At 48.8% G+C, this 16897-nt stretch carries 11 protein-coding genes; 4 read left to right on the top strand and 7 right to left on the bottom strand.

From position 1 onward, the window contains the following. Positions 1–34: 34 nt before the first annotated feature. A protein-coding gene (prfB, locus tag ACOCLE_RS09945) for a peptide chain release factor 2 (RefSeq protein WP_419536564.1) occupies positions 35–1133 on the bottom strand; the annotation gives its coding sequence in 2 pieces (ribosomal slippage) (positions 35–1057 and positions 1059–1133; 1098 coding nt in all). 484 nt (positions 1134–1617) lie between these two features. On the opposite strand from prfB, the gene glk reads away from it, so the two are divergent. Then, a complete protein-coding gene (glk, locus tag ACOCLE_RS09950) occupies positions 1618–2592 on the top strand; it encodes a glucokinase (RefSeq protein WP_419536565.1) in 975 nt (324 codons plus the stop codon). 223 nt (positions 2593–2815) lie between these two features. Here glk and ACOCLE_RS09955 read toward each other — a convergent pair whose 3' ends face one another. From ACOCLE_RS09955 to ACOCLE_RS09975, 5 genes are all read right to left on the bottom strand, one after another. Then, positions 2816–4009, bottom strand: a complete 1194-nt coding sequence (locus tag ACOCLE_RS09955) for a hypothetical protein (protein WP_419536566.1) — start codon at positions 4007–4009, stop codon at positions 2816–2818. 518 nt (positions 4010–4527) lie between these two features. After that, complete coding sequence (locus tag ACOCLE_RS09960; RefSeq protein WP_419536567.1) at positions 4528–4911, bottom strand: hypothetical protein; 384 nt, start codon at positions 4909–4911, stop codon at positions 4528–4530. A gap of 162 nt (positions 4912–5073) precedes the next feature. Continuing rightward, positions 5074–5523, bottom strand: coding sequence for a GNAT family N-acetyltransferase (locus tag ACOCLE_RS09965; protein WP_419536568.1), 450 nt, complete (start codon positions 5521–5523; stop codon positions 5074–5076). Positions 5524–5576: 53 nt separating this feature from the next. Then, positions 5577–7760, bottom strand: a complete 2184-nt coding sequence (gene dinG, locus ACOCLE_RS09970; RefSeq protein WP_419536569.1) for an ATP-dependent DNA helicase DinG — start codon at positions 7758–7760, stop codon at positions 5577–5579. Between the two features lie 126 nt (positions 7761–7886). Then, positions 7887–8525 carry a hypothetical protein gene (locus tag ACOCLE_RS09975; protein ID WP_419536570.1) on the bottom strand — a complete coding sequence of 213 codons (639 nt, stop codon included), beginning with the start codon at positions 8523–8525 and terminating at the stop codon, positions 7887–7889. Positions 8526–8730: 205 nt separating this feature from the next. Here ACOCLE_RS09975 and ACOCLE_RS09980 point away from each other — a divergent pair, with 205 nt between their 5' ends. The 3 genes from ACOCLE_RS09980 (at position 8731) to ACOCLE_RS09990 (ending at position 13407) form a co-directional block, all read left to right on the top strand. Beyond that, positions 8731–9225: a YchJ family protein gene (locus ACOCLE_RS09980; RefSeq protein ID WP_419536571.1), complete on the top strand. Its 495-nt coding sequence runs from the start codon at positions 8731–8733 to the stop codon at positions 9223–9225. 348 nt (positions 9226–9573) lie between these two features. After that, on the top strand, positions 9574–10554 hold the full coding sequence (locus tag ACOCLE_RS09985) for a TAXI family TRAP transporter solute-binding subunit (RefSeq protein ID WP_419536572.1): 981 nt from the start codon (positions 9574–9576) through the stop codon (positions 10552–10554). A 267-nt stretch (positions 10555–10821) separates the two neighbouring features. Next, positions 10822–13407, top strand: coding sequence for a TRAP transporter permease (locus tag ACOCLE_RS09990; RefSeq protein WP_419536573.1), 2586 nt, complete (start codon positions 10822–10824; stop codon positions 13405–13407). A 91-nt stretch (positions 13408–13498) separates the two neighbouring features. Here the strand turns inward: ACOCLE_RS09990 and ACOCLE_RS09995 are convergent, their stop codons facing one another. Continuing rightward, positions 13499–16756, bottom strand: a complete 3258-nt coding sequence (locus ACOCLE_RS09995; protein WP_419536574.1) for an ATP-binding protein — start codon at positions 16754–16756, stop codon at positions 13499–13501. Positions 16757–16897 lie beyond the last annotated feature (141 nt).

The raw sequence follows: 16897 nt of genomic DNA on the forward strand, positions 1-16897 counted from the left end.
TACCGGATGGCAATGGCCAACCGGAGTGATTCGTTTACAAACCTTTTTTCAGGCTTGCTTCAATGAACTTGTTCAAGTCACCATCCAGTACGGACTGGGTATTGCGGGTTTCCACCCCGGTACGCAGGTCCTTGATTCTGGAGTCATCCAGAACATAGGAACGAATCTGACTACCCCAGCCAATATCAGACTTGGAATCTTCCATCGCCTGCGACTCAGCCGTTCTCTTCTGCATCTCCATCTCATAAAGCTTGGCCTTCAATTGCTGCATGGCCTTGTCTTTATTCTGGTGCTGGGAACGCTGGTTCTGACACTGTACAACAATACCAGTAGGTACGTGGGTGATACGAACCGCTGAATCGGTGGTGTTTACGTGCTGTCCACCGGCACCACTGGAGCGATAGGTATCAACACGCAGGTCTGCCGGGTTGATTTCTATATCAATATTGTCATCAATCTCAGGAGAAACAAAGACAGAAGCAAAAGAGGTATGGCGACGATTTCCGGAATCAAAAGGCGATTTGCGAACCAGACGGTGAACCCCGATCTCGGTTCTCAACCAGCCAAACGCATAATCTCCGATGAACTGAACCGTTGCTGACTTGATGCCCGCTACTTCGCCGGCGGAAACCTCAATAATTTCCGTTTTGAAACCATTGGCCTCACCCCAGCGCAGGTACATTCTCAGCAGCATATTGGCCCAATCCTGGGCTTCAGTACCGCCAGAACCTGCCTGAATATCAAGGAATGCGTTATTGGGGTCCATTTCACCGGAGAACATACGACGAAACTCAAGTACTTCCAGCTTCTGAGCCAGTTCATCAAGCTCATCCACCACGCCCTGAACGCCATCTTCGTCTTCTTCTTCTACCGACATTTCCAGAAGTTCTTCTGAATCCACCAGACCGCTGGTCAATTCATCAATGGTAGAAACAATGGTTTCCAGGGTGGATCGCTCTTTACCCAGCTTCTGAGCATATTCCGGATCGTTCCAGACGTTCGGGTCTTCCAGTTCCCGCTCTACTTCCTGCAACCGCTCACTTTTGTGAGCATAGTCAAAGATACCCCCTAAGCACGTCAGTACGCGCTGTCAGGTCCTTGATACGCTCCTTAATGGGATTGACTTCAAACATTGCCCTATATCACTCACTTTTGTCAGGTGCCCACGGCACCAACTCTCAAATACTGCATAGCCCCATTAAGAGCTGACCAATACCGACGGCTCTGGAAATACAATGGGAATGGAGATAACAGCACATGGCTGCCCATGAAACACCGCTCATGAAAAACAGCTGGTCGACCTGCAAGGCCATCACCAGAACCTGTAATACAACTGAACGATTCTACAACAATAGCCTGTAGGTTGGAATTGCTCCGGTGGTCAGGCGATATGACCAATGACAGGCACTACCCAGTGCGCTGTTTCAAAAAATGCATCCCTGCGCATTGACCCATGTCATGACATCAAACTACGCCTTTATCCTGCAGTAAGGTAAAATCCCACACCACTACTTCCCTCACCCGTATCCAGAGCTACAAATTCCGGCTGTATAGACCTGAATAATCATACAACCGGGTTTCTCCCCTGGACACTTAACAGATTGAGCACTCTTCATTATGTCACGTGACACCTTATTGAATGACTCAATGGCACTGGTAGCCGATATCGGTGGCACCAATGCAAGATTTGCGCTTTCACTGAATGGTCAACTACAACCAGAGTCCGTGAAAGTTCTGGCCTGCAATGACTATGAAAACCTTGACCACGCAGTCAGCCATTACCTGGCACTTCAGCAAGTGAATGTCGATCATGCCTGCATGGCGTTTGCCTGCCCCGTCAGTGGCCAGAACATCAAAATGACCAATAATCACTGGGCATTCAACAAGTCTGAAATGAAGGACACATTGAGTCTGCAGTCCTTCAAAGTAATCAATGATTTTACTGCCCAGGCCCTGGCACTGCCTGCCTTGCCGGAAACATCCCTGGTCAAGGTTGGCAGCGGAGAAGCCATTGAAGGAGCTACCAAACTCATTATTGGGCCAGGGACCGGCCTGGGTGTTGCTGCATTGAAGAAGGTAGGTGACCACTGGCTACCTCTGCCAGGTGAAGGAGGCCACGCGGCATTTTCTCCCATATCCTCCATGGACAACGAGATCCTCAACGTTCTTCAGCAGAAGATTGGCTATGTTTCCTGGGAATCAGTCCTTTGTGGTTCGGGTATAGAACTGCTGTTTGAAGCACACAGCACGCTGTCCGGTCAAACACAGACACTCAAAAATCATGAAATCACAACACAGGCAATGAGTGGAGAGCCCCTCTGCAAACAGACATTACTGCATTTCTGCGAACTGCTGGGCAGAGCCGCCAGCAATGCAGCCCTGACCACTGGAGCCCAGGGTGGAGTCTATATTGCTGGTGGTATTATCCCCCGTTTCCCTGATTTTTTTGCTCAATCTGATTTCAGAAAGTCTTTTGAAGTGAACGATAAGATGGTCAATTATCTGGCAGGCATCCCCACCAGCCTGATTGTTCATGACAATCCCGGGCTGACAGGAGCCTGTGAAGCGTTAGGCAATCCGTTAATTCATTAATTTTTCGGGCTGGCTCTCAATGGGCCAGCCTTGATTGCAGCAAAATTCTTCTGCCACTTATTTTGCCCCAAACACCGCAAAGCAATAGAACCTGATAACAACAAGTCATTATGACACCCCAGTAAACACTCTATTCAAAAAACATTCCCATTCAGCAATGATATTGACTCAGTACCGTACTAAACGCCCTATAATTGCCAAATTATGTTGAACACAATGCTTATTATGACCAGCGGCGTGCATTAATTTGAGAACGTATTTTGTCCACTTCACTTTTAGCGTCTCGAAAATCTTCAGGGGTTGCCTTATCCTGACTTAAAGCACTCGACTCTCTATCTACTCGCTGTCCGAAGCGTTGAACGGAAGCACTAGTACCTATGCTCTTTTCCAGTTCCTGTACTTTAACAGCGGCAAGCTTAGATAGCTCCTCTAAACTACTCTGCGACTTAGCGCTCACCTTTCCAGAAAGATGCGTCAAAAGACGGCTATATGATGCAAGAATAGGAAGGACACCCGCCGCATATTGGGGTCGGTCTTCAGATCTGAAATCAGGATCTTTCATTGCACTTCCAACCTGCCTCATCATCTCAGTAATTTTTGTATCCTTCAGCAATCCCTTTTCGCTCTTTTGCACACTTACTTTCGTTAAGAAGACATAGATCTCATCCGCCAGCTGTGGGTCTTGATCTACAAAATCCTTTAGCAAAGACATCAGTACATCACATACTTCACAATGATACCCATTAGGGTCTCCTGCAAAGCGTAAAGCATATAAAATTTCTCCATATAATCTGGCAAGCGAGGGCTTCACATCACCCCAGCTGGCTTTATTATCCAAAACCAGCGCTCTCACGCTTCCGATAAGATTTATTACATCTTCATCGTGAAATGGACCTAAACCAATTGACATCAGGTTTAATTTGATTAGTTGTAAGAACGCCGGCCCATCTAATTTCTGCATACAACGAACAAGGGTAGAAATACTGAAATTTTCTGGTGTGCAGCGATAATCAGAAGCATTTAACAATAACAACATACTCTTTATAGAACTTGAGAGTTCTTTAAAACTGACAACTTCTGTTTTTTCAGCCTTGTGATCAGGCCTAACAGGTGCTTCTATTCGTCCATCTTCTGCTCCTGCGTCACCACTCGTATCTGAAGAATCCTGGGCAGACTCCTGTAACTGCGGTGAACCATCTTCCAAGGAGGTACGCCGTTTATTAAGCTCTACTTCACTTACTGAGTCACTGGCTGGAGGCATGCCCTCTCTTTTTAACTCAGTTTCAGGATCACGATTCAACTCTGCACTTCTGTTAAAGACTTTTACCTCAGACTCATTATTTTTCGTGGAAGAGTCCATCGCTGGAAGCGTCTGCACTCCCCTAGCATTCAATTCACCTGCACCTGATAAAGACATAACAACCCTATATGATGAATTATATTCTCTTTATAGTTTCACCATAATATTTACTTTCTGCTGAATATTTAGAGATAAGAAAATCAATAACAAATAGCCATTCAATTTCTATATCAGATTATTTTTATTGACATACAACAAAAACAAACAGACATGTCATCCAATTAATAGGCACTTGAATTTATAACGTGGATTTACCGTTATTAAAAATAACCTGAAAACAGAAACCTAATACCCTCTAAACCCAACACCCAAAAACTGAGTCAGTTCAGGTTGCAATTAAACGCATTGACAGGGCTTTCAAAAACTCTAGAGCACAAGAAGATGGAGATAATCTTTAAAACCGGTATGAAGCAGCACTCAGCGTCAAAGTAACGTTTAGGTGAACACAACTTAAGAAGGGTCGTATCAGTTGGGAATCTGGCCTCACAAATAAATCAAGATAGGCATTTGTTCTCAAACACAGCCACTTCCAACTATTCAGGACTGTGTTTGAGAAAATAACTGCAAACTATACGTTAAGGCTCAATTAGACGTGTTGCCTGCCCAGTCTCATCATCCAGTTTTTCAGGAGGGGGAACTGGTTTTCCATCAAAAACAGGGTATGACTGCCCTCTGGCCCAGCAATAGGTGTACATAGTATCACTGGTGACATACTTACCATCGTTATCCCAGAGATGGGTATTTGCACCACAGTTTGAGCGCTGCTGATAAATGCAGTGCCAGCCACTGCCTGGCGCAGCAGCCCAAATCGAGTTTTCCGAAGCTCCAGGTTGAGAGCAGCACAGGTGATGCGAAGGCCAGTCATCAGCACTGCCGCAGTTGGCATTTTCAAAAGCCAGGGCAAAAGACGACAGCCCGATAGTAACAGCACATACACCCAGCGTCTGGCATAACTTCATGTCAAAACTCCTCTGTTTTTGACGTCAAGTAATGCCTGACCAGTATAGCTTGAGATAAGAGAACCCGGCAGGAAATGCGCTAACCTGTCAGCACTGAAACCAGCTGGAAACAATCTGAGTAATCGGGAAGGCAGACACCCCAGGCACTTCCACAGACAAGGCTCACTGTAAAATCATATTCAGATGGGGAATGCCATCCTCTTCATAAGACTCCCCGAATGCATCAAAACCCAGGCTTTGATAAAAACCCGCCAGGTAAAGCTGCGCCGATACCAGTATTGGCTTATCAGGCCATTGCTGAAGACAAGTCTTGATAGCTTCCTCCATAATCACCTTGGCATATCCATGCCCTCGACTTTCAGGGTCAACAGCTACACGACCAATGGCAGCCCCTTGTTCGAAAGATACACCCGGGGCCAAACAACGGGCACAGGCAACTAACGCCCCCTGGTCTTTCAAATAGAGATGCCTGGTAGACGATAAAATATCTTTATTATCCAACTCAGGATAAGGACACGTCTGCTCAACCACAAAGACATCAACCCGGAGCTTAAGAAGCTGATACAGCGTACGAACATCCAGTTGATCAAATGCATGGTTCAGTACAGACATAATAACCTTACCTTTGCTCATTATTAATTCAGGTGCAGTGCATGCTGGGTTGATTATCGCATCATCACTGCAGAAGCAGGCTCAATCACCCGACTGAATGGGGGTAGAGAGTTCATGATCATCTGGCCGTATCGGGCAGTAACCAGGCGTCGATCCATAATGGTAATACGACCACGATCCTGCTCAGTACGCAATAGACGACCACAAGCCTGTATCAGACGGATAGCAGCATCCGGCACGGTAATCTCCATAAACGGATTACGCCCCTGAGCTTCCAGCCACTCTGACAAAGCCGCTTCCACCGGGTCATCGGGCACAGCAAAGGGAATTTTAGCAATAATCACGTGTTCACAATAATGCCCGGGCAAGTCAATACCCTCTGCAAGACTGGCCAGACCAAACAGAATACTGGTTTTGCCATCATCAATCTGCTGGCGATGCTTTTTTAACAGCTCCTGTCGTGAATAGTCATCCTGCAGCAGGATCTTCTCCTGCCATTCGGCATTCAGACCAAAATGCACATCCTTCATCTGCCTGCGGGAAGAAAACAGTACCAACATCCCTTTTGGGCGTTCATCACCAGAAAGCAGTTCTGGCAACAGCTCGATAATCTCCCCCGTATGCTCTTCTGCATTCCGCGGGTCGGACGCCATGGCTGGTATCACCAGTGAAGCCGCCTCACCATGAAGAAATGGACTGGGCACCACGACACAGCGTGACTCTGCAGGTACTCCGGAACGCATCCGGAACCGGCCAAAGCTGCCCAGTGCGGCCAGTGTTGCCGAGGTAACAATAGCCGCATGAGCAGGATTCCACAGAGTCTGCCATAACGTCATGGACGACATGATCGGGCTGCTGAAAACCTCCAGCTCTTCTCCAAAAGAACCTTCGGTCCATTTCAACCAGCGTGCACACGGCGGCTCACCCTCAGGATCTTTCATGGTGTAAGTCAGCCAGAGTTGAAAATGGCTCTCCATCCGTGACTGCATACCACCGATTTCAGGGTAGAGCTGTTCCGCCTGCCAGCGGTCAATACCCGGAACATCGCCATCCATTGCATCGTCCAGGGCTTTGGCAACCTTTTCCAGCATGCCGCTGCACTTACTGAAACCGGCTTTCAGCCGTTCAGCCTGCTGCTGCAGTGGCTCAGGCACAACCCCTTCCGGAAAGCGATAATAAGCAACCTGACTTTCCCCCTGCGTGGTAAATTGTGTCTTTGGTTCAAACTGGGCAATGCTGTGCAGCATCTCCCGGGTATGACCCAGGGCATTCACCAGGGCGTCGAACTCCGGTTGAATCCGCTCCAGCAATTCACCAAGTTCTCCCGGCAGTGTCTGCTGGGTCAGAATTTTCTGCAGATGTCGTCCGGCCTTCTCAAGCCAGCTGGCAGTTCCCTTGACTCTGGACTGACAGGTAAAGTGATCAATAGCTTTGTCTGGCAGGTGATGACCTTCGTCAAACACATAGATAGCATCCTTGGGCTCAGGAAGGATCGCACCACCTCCCAACGCCAGATCGGCCAGCACCAGGTCGTGGTTGGCAACAACCACATCGGCATGCTCAAGGTCACCTCTTGCTTTATAAAATGGACACTGTCGAAAATAACCACAGCGACGCCCGCTGCATTGAGCATGATCGGTAGTAATGGTTCGCCACTGCTGGTCTTCAAGGGCATCGGGCCAGCTGTCCCGGTCGCCTTCCCACTTGGAAGCGGCAAATGCCTCCAGCATACTCTGGTAGAGCGCCAGCGAGGATTGATCGTTTTCCAGGGTATAGCCATCGTAGGCGAACATATCCATTAACGAGGCGGTCGTTTCCTCTTCCTGAAGCAGCCTGTCCAGCTTACTCAGGCAGGCATAACGCCCACGTCCCTTGGCAAGCGTATAAGAGAACTTGAGTCCGGTTTTTAAAATGATGTCGGGCAGATCTTTATTGATGACCTGCTCCTGAAGGGTCACTGTAGCCGTGGCAATGACCAGACGCTTTTTCGCGGCCTGAGCCATGACCACCGAAGGCAACACATAGCCCACCGTTTTTCCGGTACCCGTACCGGCTTCAATCACCGTAACAGAGGGATCGGAGATTCTGCGACCTTCATTGTCAGTTTTTATATCACCAAGTGCCCGGGCAATCTCGGCAATCATCTGCTTCTGCCCCGGTCGGGCCTTTAGCTTTTTACTTTCCAGAAAAGCACTGTACGCTTTCTGGATGGCTCTCTTCTGGGGTTCGTCAAGCACAATGCCAATCGCTCTGGGAGGGAGTTCCAGTATACCCTGCAACTCCAAATTAGATATTCTGACTGGATTGTATCGAATTTAGTCAAGCTTCACAGCGGTAGATGCCACAAGCCAATACGAGTAGTGTTAAAAGAGCTGAACAACACTTCGGCCTTCTCCGGAAGGACTGTCTTCCCGCAAGGTGAGGTTCCGGTCAGGAAATGCGCTGCGATAGCTGGCGATGATATCCATCAGTTCCTTACAGGTGGCCGGCAGAAATCCCTCAATAAACCCAAGCCCTTCTATGACCAGGCATCTGGGCATATTGGAAAGGCGGTCATCCATCATCGCCTGTTTTATACCCGCCATTCCACCGCCGTTGTACAGCAGGCCGAGCTGTTTCTTCAGGCAGGAAACCAGTATCGATACCGTTGAAGCGCCCGATAAATCAAGCAACAGGCACTCCCTGCGACGGGACTCAGGGGGCGGCAACGAATCCGCCAGTCCATTTTCCCCCCGATCCCGCAGGAACTGAGCCATGGCATTTAAATAGGCAACTTCACTGATCGCCAGATATTCACCATGGCGCCAATGATGAACAGCCACCTGCCCAGGTAACAGACCGGAATGAATGCCTGACTCGGGGTAACGCAAACCACAGTTTCCTTCATTATTTACGTAGCCTATCTGCTGTGAGGCAAAAGCAACCAGATGTTGCTCTACAGGCCAGCTCTGCTGAAGTGTCCAAAAAAGCAGATCATCAATTTCGTCCGCGCTGATGTCCATTAATATTTATGCAACTTCTGTTAATCTCTTTATAGATAGGTATTTTTACCTAGCGAGGGTAATGGCATTTATTGCTCTGGTAAATTGACACAAATCAAAAAATCGAATTTATTTTCATAGCCCTTGCGGCATTAGGTTAGTATTGATGTTTCAACTTAAAAATTTTGTTCACTCGCTTTAAATATGCCGTTTCTGGGTAGTTACCATGTCCATCCCCCCCTCAAATTGCCCCTGTGGTTCTGGAAAATCATTCACTGAATGCTGTCAGCCTTATATTCAAGGAAAACCTGCCCCAACGGCAGAGGCATTAATGCGCTCCCGTTATACGGCGTACTCCTTAAAAAACATTCAATACCTGATTGAAACAACACACCCCGGACAGCAGGAAAGAATCACACAGCAGAAAATTTACCAGCAATCGACCGGAACGCTTTGGCAAAAACTGGAGGTTGTTGACACTGAAGCAGGTATAGCATCTGACCTGACAGGTATTGTTGAATTCAAAGCCTGGTTTAAAGAGTCACTCTCAGGCCCTGAAAAAGTCCACCACGAGCGCTCGTCTTTCCTAAAAAAAGAAGGGCGCTGGTATTTTGCCTATCCCGGAATGGCACTGATCAAAACAGAAAATGTGGGTAGAAATGATCCCTGCCCTTGCGGCAGTGGCAAGAAATATAAAAAATGCTGCGCACAATCAAGCTGACAAATTCCCCGCAATATCATAGGTAGTTACCGAGAATCAATAGACAAAAATCAAAGAAATCAACCCTCAAACATGGTACTATCGCTCACCTTCAACAGGTTACTACGCGAAAAAGTAGCAGCCTGACAGGCAAATCCCTGCGCTTTCCATCAACGGTAAGCGAAGCAACTCAGTCAGGGGAACGGGCAACATGGAAATGCTGCCCGGACTGAACATAACAGCCATGAACAAGAAGTACGGTTCAGAAGCGATCAGAACGGTTTGGGTAACCAACCCAGGACACCAGAACTGATGTTCAACGCCTGCTCATTTCCATGGTAAAAAAAGCTCAAATCAAGAGGACTGACAATGACCATTTTTAAGAAACTGGGACTTGCCATTCTGGGGGCAGGCTTTGCTGCTATTACCTCCACCGCCAGTGCCGCCACATCCAGCCAGCAGTTTGTCACCATCGGTACCGGTGGCGTAACTGGCGTTTACTACCCAACCGGTGGTGCGATCTGCCGCCTGGTGAATAAAGGGCGAAAAGACCACGGCATCCGCTGCTCTGTAGAAAGCACAGGTGGTTCTATCTACAACCTGAACACCATCCGTGCTGGTGAGCTCGATATGGGCATCGTCCAGTCTGACTGGCAATTCCATGCCTACCGGGGAACCAGCGCCTTTGAACAGCAAGGGGCCAACAAAGATCTGCGGGCGATTTTCTCTGTACACCCGGAAGCATTCACCATTCTGGCTAGAAAAGATGCTGGCATCAGCAAATTTGAAGACCTGAAAGGGAAGCGCGTCAACATTGGCAACCCAGGCTCCGGCCAGCGTGGCACCATGGAACAGCTGATGAAAGTGTATGGCTGGACACACGACAGCTTCTCTCTGGTCTCTGAGTTGAAAGCAGCCGAACATGCTAAAGCACTCTGTGACAACAAGATTGACGCCTTTGTCTATACCGTTGGCCATCCATCCGGATCTTTCAAAGAAGCAACCACTTCCTGTGAAACCGTACTGGTGACCGTTGCCGGTGACAAAGTGAACAAGCTGATCGAAGATAACCCCTACTACCGCACAGCAACCATCCCTGGCGGCATGTACAAGGGCAACGAGCAGGACGTTCAGACCTTCGGTGTTGCGGCAACCTTTGTATCCTCCACTGCAGCCAGTGAAGAAGCTGTCTATCAGGTGACCAAAGCCGTATTTGAAGACCTGTCCACTTTCAAGAAACTGCATCAGGCCTTTGGCACCCTGAAGAAAGAAGAGATGGTATCTGATGGCCTCAGCATCCCACTTCATGAAGGTGCCAAGCGTTACTATCAGGAAGTCGGACTTCTCTAAATCGTTCCCCCTACCCGGGAAGGTGTCTCAGCACCTTCCCAAATGCAGGTTGTCATCATTCAGAGTGCTGCCTGAATTCTGCATGGTGACATTTACAGCCCTCTCCTAACCACGGGACAAAGGGCTGCACGGGGAAGCACTGTCGTCTTCTGTTACCTCATAGGCTTCACATACCGCTTCCCCATTAACATAAGGCCATGAGCCATCGAATGAAGGATGCATCACTTCCAAAGGAATGCGCATAACTTCAATGACAACAGGTACATTATGGAAGCAGTCAACAGCGATAAGCTGAACAATTCACCAGCAGCAGACTCCGCCAGCTCCGCTGAACAAATGGTTAACCAGTCCGAACAGGGCGGCCGCCAACCAATAGGCAAATCCAGACTGGTATTACTGGGTACCGCCCTGAGCTGGTCGTTATTCCAACTGTGGAATGCATCACCACTGCCGTATATTTTTAATTTCGGTATTTTTAATGATGGCCAGGCACGTGCAATTCATCTCGCTTTTGCCATTTTCCTGGCGTTTATAGCCTTCCCTGCCAGAAAAAAATCATTTTCCAATCAGATTCCCGTTACCGACTGGCTATTTGCACTGACTGGCAGCTTCTGCGCCGCCTATCTTTATATTTTCCATCAGGAACTGGCTACCCGAGCCGGTGCCCCCGTTACCATGGACCTGGTCACGGCAGGTGCAGGTATGCTGCTTCTGCTGGAAGCTACCCGCCGGGCACTGGGACCTCCTCTGATGGTGGTTGCGGCCATCTTTATTACCTATGCCTTTGCCGGCCCTTACATGCCGGATGTCATTGCCCACAAAGGCGCCAGTCTCAACAAGGCACTGTCGCACTTCTGGATTACGACCGAAGGTGTCTTTGGTGTTGCCCTGGGTGTATCCACCAGCTTTGTTTTCCTGTTTGTTTTGTTTGGTTCACTGCTGGAAAAGGCCGGTGCGGGCAACTACTTCATTCAGGTGGCATTCTCTCTACTGGGTCACCTCAAAGGTGGGCCAGCCAAGGCCGCGGTAGTTTCATCTGGCCTGAGCGGTGTCGTTTCCGGCTCATCCATCGCTAATGTGGTAACTACCGGAACATTCACCATCCCTCTGATGAAGCGTGTCGGCTTTCCCGCTCACAAGGCTGGGGCCATTGAGGTTGCCGCCTCAACCAATGGACAACTGACGCCGCCTATTATGGGAGCTGCGGCGTTCCTGATGGTCGAGTATGTCGGCATCTCCTACATTGATGTCATTCGCCACGCGCTCTTACCCGCCGCCATTTCCTATATAGCCCTGTTTTATATTGTCCATCTGGAAGCCCTGAAAGCGGGCATGCAGGGACTGCCAAGAAGCATTACCCGCACAAAGACTCAGGCATTGATGTCATTCACGGGCTCGTTTGCCGGGCTCTGCCTGCTGGGTGCCGGTGTCTATTATGGTGTTGGCTGGACAAGACAGTACATGGGAGAGCATGCCCTCTGGATCATTACGCTCGCATTACTGGCCAGTTACCTGGTGCTTCTGAAAGTGGCCGCGAAACAGCCTGATCTCATCAATAATATTGAAGATGAGATACGAAGCACTCCAGTACCTGGACCAACCATCAAGCGGGGTCTCTATTATCTGCTGCCTCTGGTGGTTTTACTGTGGTGCCTCACGGTTGAACGATACTCTCCAGGCCTTTCGGCCTTCTGGGCAACCCTGGTCATGGTTTTCATCACCCTGACCCATAAAACACTGATTGATATTTTCCGGAAGGAACAGACAACCACGCATCTGAAAGAAGGCTTTCTCGACCTTATTGACGGGATGACGACCGGAGCCCGGAATATGATCGGCATTGGTGTTGCAACCGCAACCGCCGGTATCGTTGTGGGCGCGGTTACTCTGACCGGCGTTGGTCTGGTCATGACAGAGTTCGTAGAGTGGATTTCTGCCGGCAGCATCATTCTTATGCTGTTGTTTACAGCAATCATCTGTCTGGTGCTGGGCATGGGCTTGCCAACCACGGCAAACTACATTGTTGTGTCCACCCTGATGGCTCCGGTTATTGTGACTCTGGGCGCACAGCATGGACTGATCGTTCCTCTTATTGCTGTCCATCTGTTTGTGTTCTACTTCGGTATTCTGGCTGATGATACCCCCCCGGTTGGCCTGGCTGCTTTTGCCGCTGCGGCAATCGCACAGTCTGACCCTATCAAGACCGGTATTCAGGGGTTCACTTACGATATCCGAACCGCCGTTCTGCCATTTATGTTTATCTTTAATACGGAGTTACTGCTGATTGGCGTTGACAGCATTCCACAACTGGCGATTGTCGTCTTTGGTGCCATTGCTGCCATGCTGGTGTTTGCGACCGCAACTCAGGGCCACTGGTTAGTCAAAAACCGCTGGTACGAAACACTGGGCATGCTGCTGATTGCCTTCACCCTGTTCAGACCAGACTTCTGGTGGGATAAGGTTTATCCTCCCTATGAAACCTATGAAGGCAGTAGCATTGTAGCTCAGGTTGAAGCGCTGCCAGACCAAGCTGATGCGCGTCTCTGGGTAGCCGGTGAAACGCTGGAGGGTAAGCAGGTTAACCAGATGGTCATTCTCCCGGCTGGCGATCAGGCCACCGCTGATGACCGTTTCCGCAACATGGGGCTCGAAGTTCTGATGGATGGGGATGATCTGGTCATTGATATGGTGGACTTCAACAGCGAGGCTCAGAAGGTCGGCATTGATTTTGACTGGCAGATTCATCGTATGGAAGTGCCAGCAGATCGACTACCAAAACAACTGACGTGGATACCCGCTTTTATTCTGCTGTTGTTTATTTTCCTGGGCCAGAGACGGAGACAACACTTGTAATTCTGCCCCTCATGAACAGTTTCCAGTTTTACTGACTGGAAACTGTTACTCTCAGAGTCCTCATCTCTGTTGTCACACGACTGCTTTAGCTTTAGCTTTCTCTGCCAAAGCTTTCGATAAGTTGTCTGATAAAATTTTCCAACCTTGCAATATCCATATCAGCAGTCAACATCAGCAGGAAACCAACAACGTCGGCCAATGCTGGATCAGTCTCAAAGGAGTGAAGCGATTGCTCCAGACACTCCAGATCCCCCTGTTCAAAAGCAGAAATAATCGCATGAACAAAAGCATCCATGTGCATGTCTTTCAGCCGTTTGAGAAGGACATCCTCATTCCACTCTGATTTTGGGGGTGCTGTAACATAATCAACACCTAACAGACATCGGATTTTGTCAAACATCAACCCGGCATCAAGCGGTTTGCCAATGTACTCATCAAACCCCTGGCTTAATAACCTTTCCCGAGCTTCATGACTGACACTGGCCGTGACAGCAACAGCCTTGATACCAGCTTTGTCCGGCAGCTTGCGTATATGTTCAATCGCCGCAACACCATCCATGACAGGCATGGATATATCCATCAAAATCAAGTCGAAATCTACCCGTTTTAAAGCCTCCAGCGCCTGCAAGCCATTACAGGCTGTATCAACACAAAAACCGGCTGACTCAAGCAACCCGGCGATCATATCCCGGTTGCTCTCAACATCATCCACCACCAGTACTCGAACCCCTTGAAATCGCTCTTCCAGATGAACATAGATAGAACCGGGCAGCATACGCTGATGCTCTTTCAGCGCTTCAAAGCTCCCCCTCACAAGCGGCAAGGTAAATATAAACCGGCTACCCTTACCAGGCTCACTGGAGACCTGAAGCTCTCCTCCCATCGCTGAAACCAGTCTTCGACTTATTGCCAGCCCAAGGCCGGAACCTCCAATCTGAAGCCCCAGGTGTACCTGCCGGAAAGGTTCAAAGACCTTTTCAAGATCCTCATGAGCAATGCCCACCCCGGTGTCACGCACTTCAAAGACGATATCCTTACGCTCGACCGAAACTCTGCACTCAACCCATCCCTTAACGGTATATTTAACCCCGTTACTGAGAAGGTTCAGTAATACCTGACGTACCTTGATTTCATCCAGCATAACAATGTCAGGCAACGGCCCAATCGGCAGCAGGCGCAACTCCAGCCCCTTGCTGGCAGCTCTTTCCATCAAGATATTGCGAACTCCCCTTAGCAGCTCCATCAACCTTACTGCGGCGGGATGCAATTCGATCTGACTGGACTCAATTTTGGTCAAATCAAGAATATCATTAATCAGAGAAAGCAGATGCTGGCCACTGGCCTCAATAGTCGTCAGGCTTTTCCGCTGTGCGGACGACAATGAGAGATTTCTAAGCAGCAACTGTGCATTACCCAGCACTCCGTTCAATGGCGTTCTTAGCTCATGGCTCATATTGGACAGGAAAAGCCCCTTAGCAAGATTTGCACGCTCCGCTTCTTCCTTGGCTCTCATCAACTCCTGCTCAATGCGCTTGCGCTCAGTGATATCGCGCACGACCATGGAAATGAGAAGACCATCATCGGTTTTCAAGGGATTACTGGTGATCTCTACCGGAAAAATCCGGCCCTTACGATCAATCCCCTTTGACTCATACCCCACCAGACATAACTGTTCCCAGCTGGCCTTCTCAAGATCTCCAAGGAGAGGATGCCCCAGACGATTTTCCAGTGGAGTTAGCAGGCTTAAGGGCATATTGACAAGGTCTTCCCGATGAAAACCAAACAGATCTTCAGTTCTGCTATTTGCCATACCAATAATCCCTTCAGGCGTTGCAATAATCGTTGCATCTGGAGCACTGTCGAGTAACAGCTTGAATTTCTTGGTATCGCTTACGCGATCGGTAATATCATTGGCCAGCCCTTCAACAAGATATTGTTTGCCCGGAAGATCGCCCATATCACTCCAGAAAATTTCCAACCTGCGGATGCTGCCATTCAGATGTCTGATATCCAGCTCAAAGGTATCCCCCCATCGCCCCAGCTTGGCCTCCCGGAACTGATCCCGAAAGCGAAATTTGCTGTCCTGAGTAGCAAGATAACCAATAAGTGGACGCAAAAACTCACTCTGTGAGTAACCCAGTATTGCCTCGATTGAAGAACTGACATGGGTAACACACCCATCTTTATTGAGGTTGAAATAGAAATAGTTTCCCCTCAGCCGTTCCAGTAGATGGCCTATATTGCTCGTTCTGGCCTTATGAAGCGCTTTCTCCCGGTCAGCCAGCTTGGTAACGAGTTTCTGAAAGCTTTCCGTTAAGCTGCCAATTTCATCCCGACTGATATGAGTGATGACCGGCTTAACCTGACGATAGGTAAAGTCATCCATGGCTCGCTTCAACCGGATAATCGGACGGGTAATTCGCACGGAAACAAGGCTGGCACAGGTAAATATAAGCGTCAGGGAGAGTATCATCAGCAATGCGTTAACCTGCGCCTGATCAATGACAGGCGCTAATACGGTCTCCCTCGGTGCATAGCTAATCATCCACCAGGAAGCCGATTTAATGGGAGCCCCCATTAACCAATACTCGTTTTGCCGAACGGGTACCCATTTATGCCTGAATGCAGGCTCCCCTCTCTCAATCAGCTCTTCCAGATCATTCCACAGCCCGGGAGAACCATAATAAAACTGACTTTGGTGAATACTGTTAAGCTGATACCGCTTTGGAGTTTCACTGTCTGTTTGAAGGTATTCTCCCGCACCGTTCACAATGGAAAAGCTGGCATTGCCCGTTGTATTTTCTACCAGCTGATGGCGCAGATCCGAAAGATTAATATCCATCCAGAAATAGCCATAAAGGGTAGTTTCAGAATATACAGGTACGATATAACTGACCGTCCACCCCTGCTCTGCAGACCCTCTGGGTGATGTCCAGAAGCCATCTCTCTGCATACCCTGGTTAGCCCACCAGAACTGAGCCGGGAACAGGCCAGTATCTATGGTTTCATCCAGTTTGACGCTGCCATCATCCATATAGGCATGAAACACATCCCAATGCTGAAAGCTGCTTCCCAGCTTCACATAAGTGAAACCACGGACAAGTGGATTCCTTTCAACCAGATCACTGAGAAAGTGCTTTATCATGGCATGATCAGTCGCTGGCATCTGGCTGAGCATATCCGCCATGAATGAGGTCATTGTCATCAACTGCTGCGTATGACTGTCAATTTTCCCAGCATTATGCCAAACCTGCTCAATCAACCCTTTGGCTACCGCATCGGTAGCCTGTTTGAGAGAGAAATAGAGGTGGATACCAAAGATCAGGTTGTACAGGAGCGTGACAGGCACGACAGTAAAAAAAATGATTTTTTTTCTAATGGAAAATTGCACTGGGTTCACTGCAAAGGCCACAACGAACGCTAATGATAGACCAGCATTTCAGCAGTGAATGGAGATTCTTATGAACTCTGGAGCCTACATTTCGTTGTG

The sequence above is a fragment of the Endozoicomonas sp. genome, assembly GCF_965196975.1.
Taxonomy (GTDB): Bacteria; Pseudomonadota; Gammaproteobacteria; order Pseudomonadales; family Endozoicomonadaceae; genus Endozoicomonas.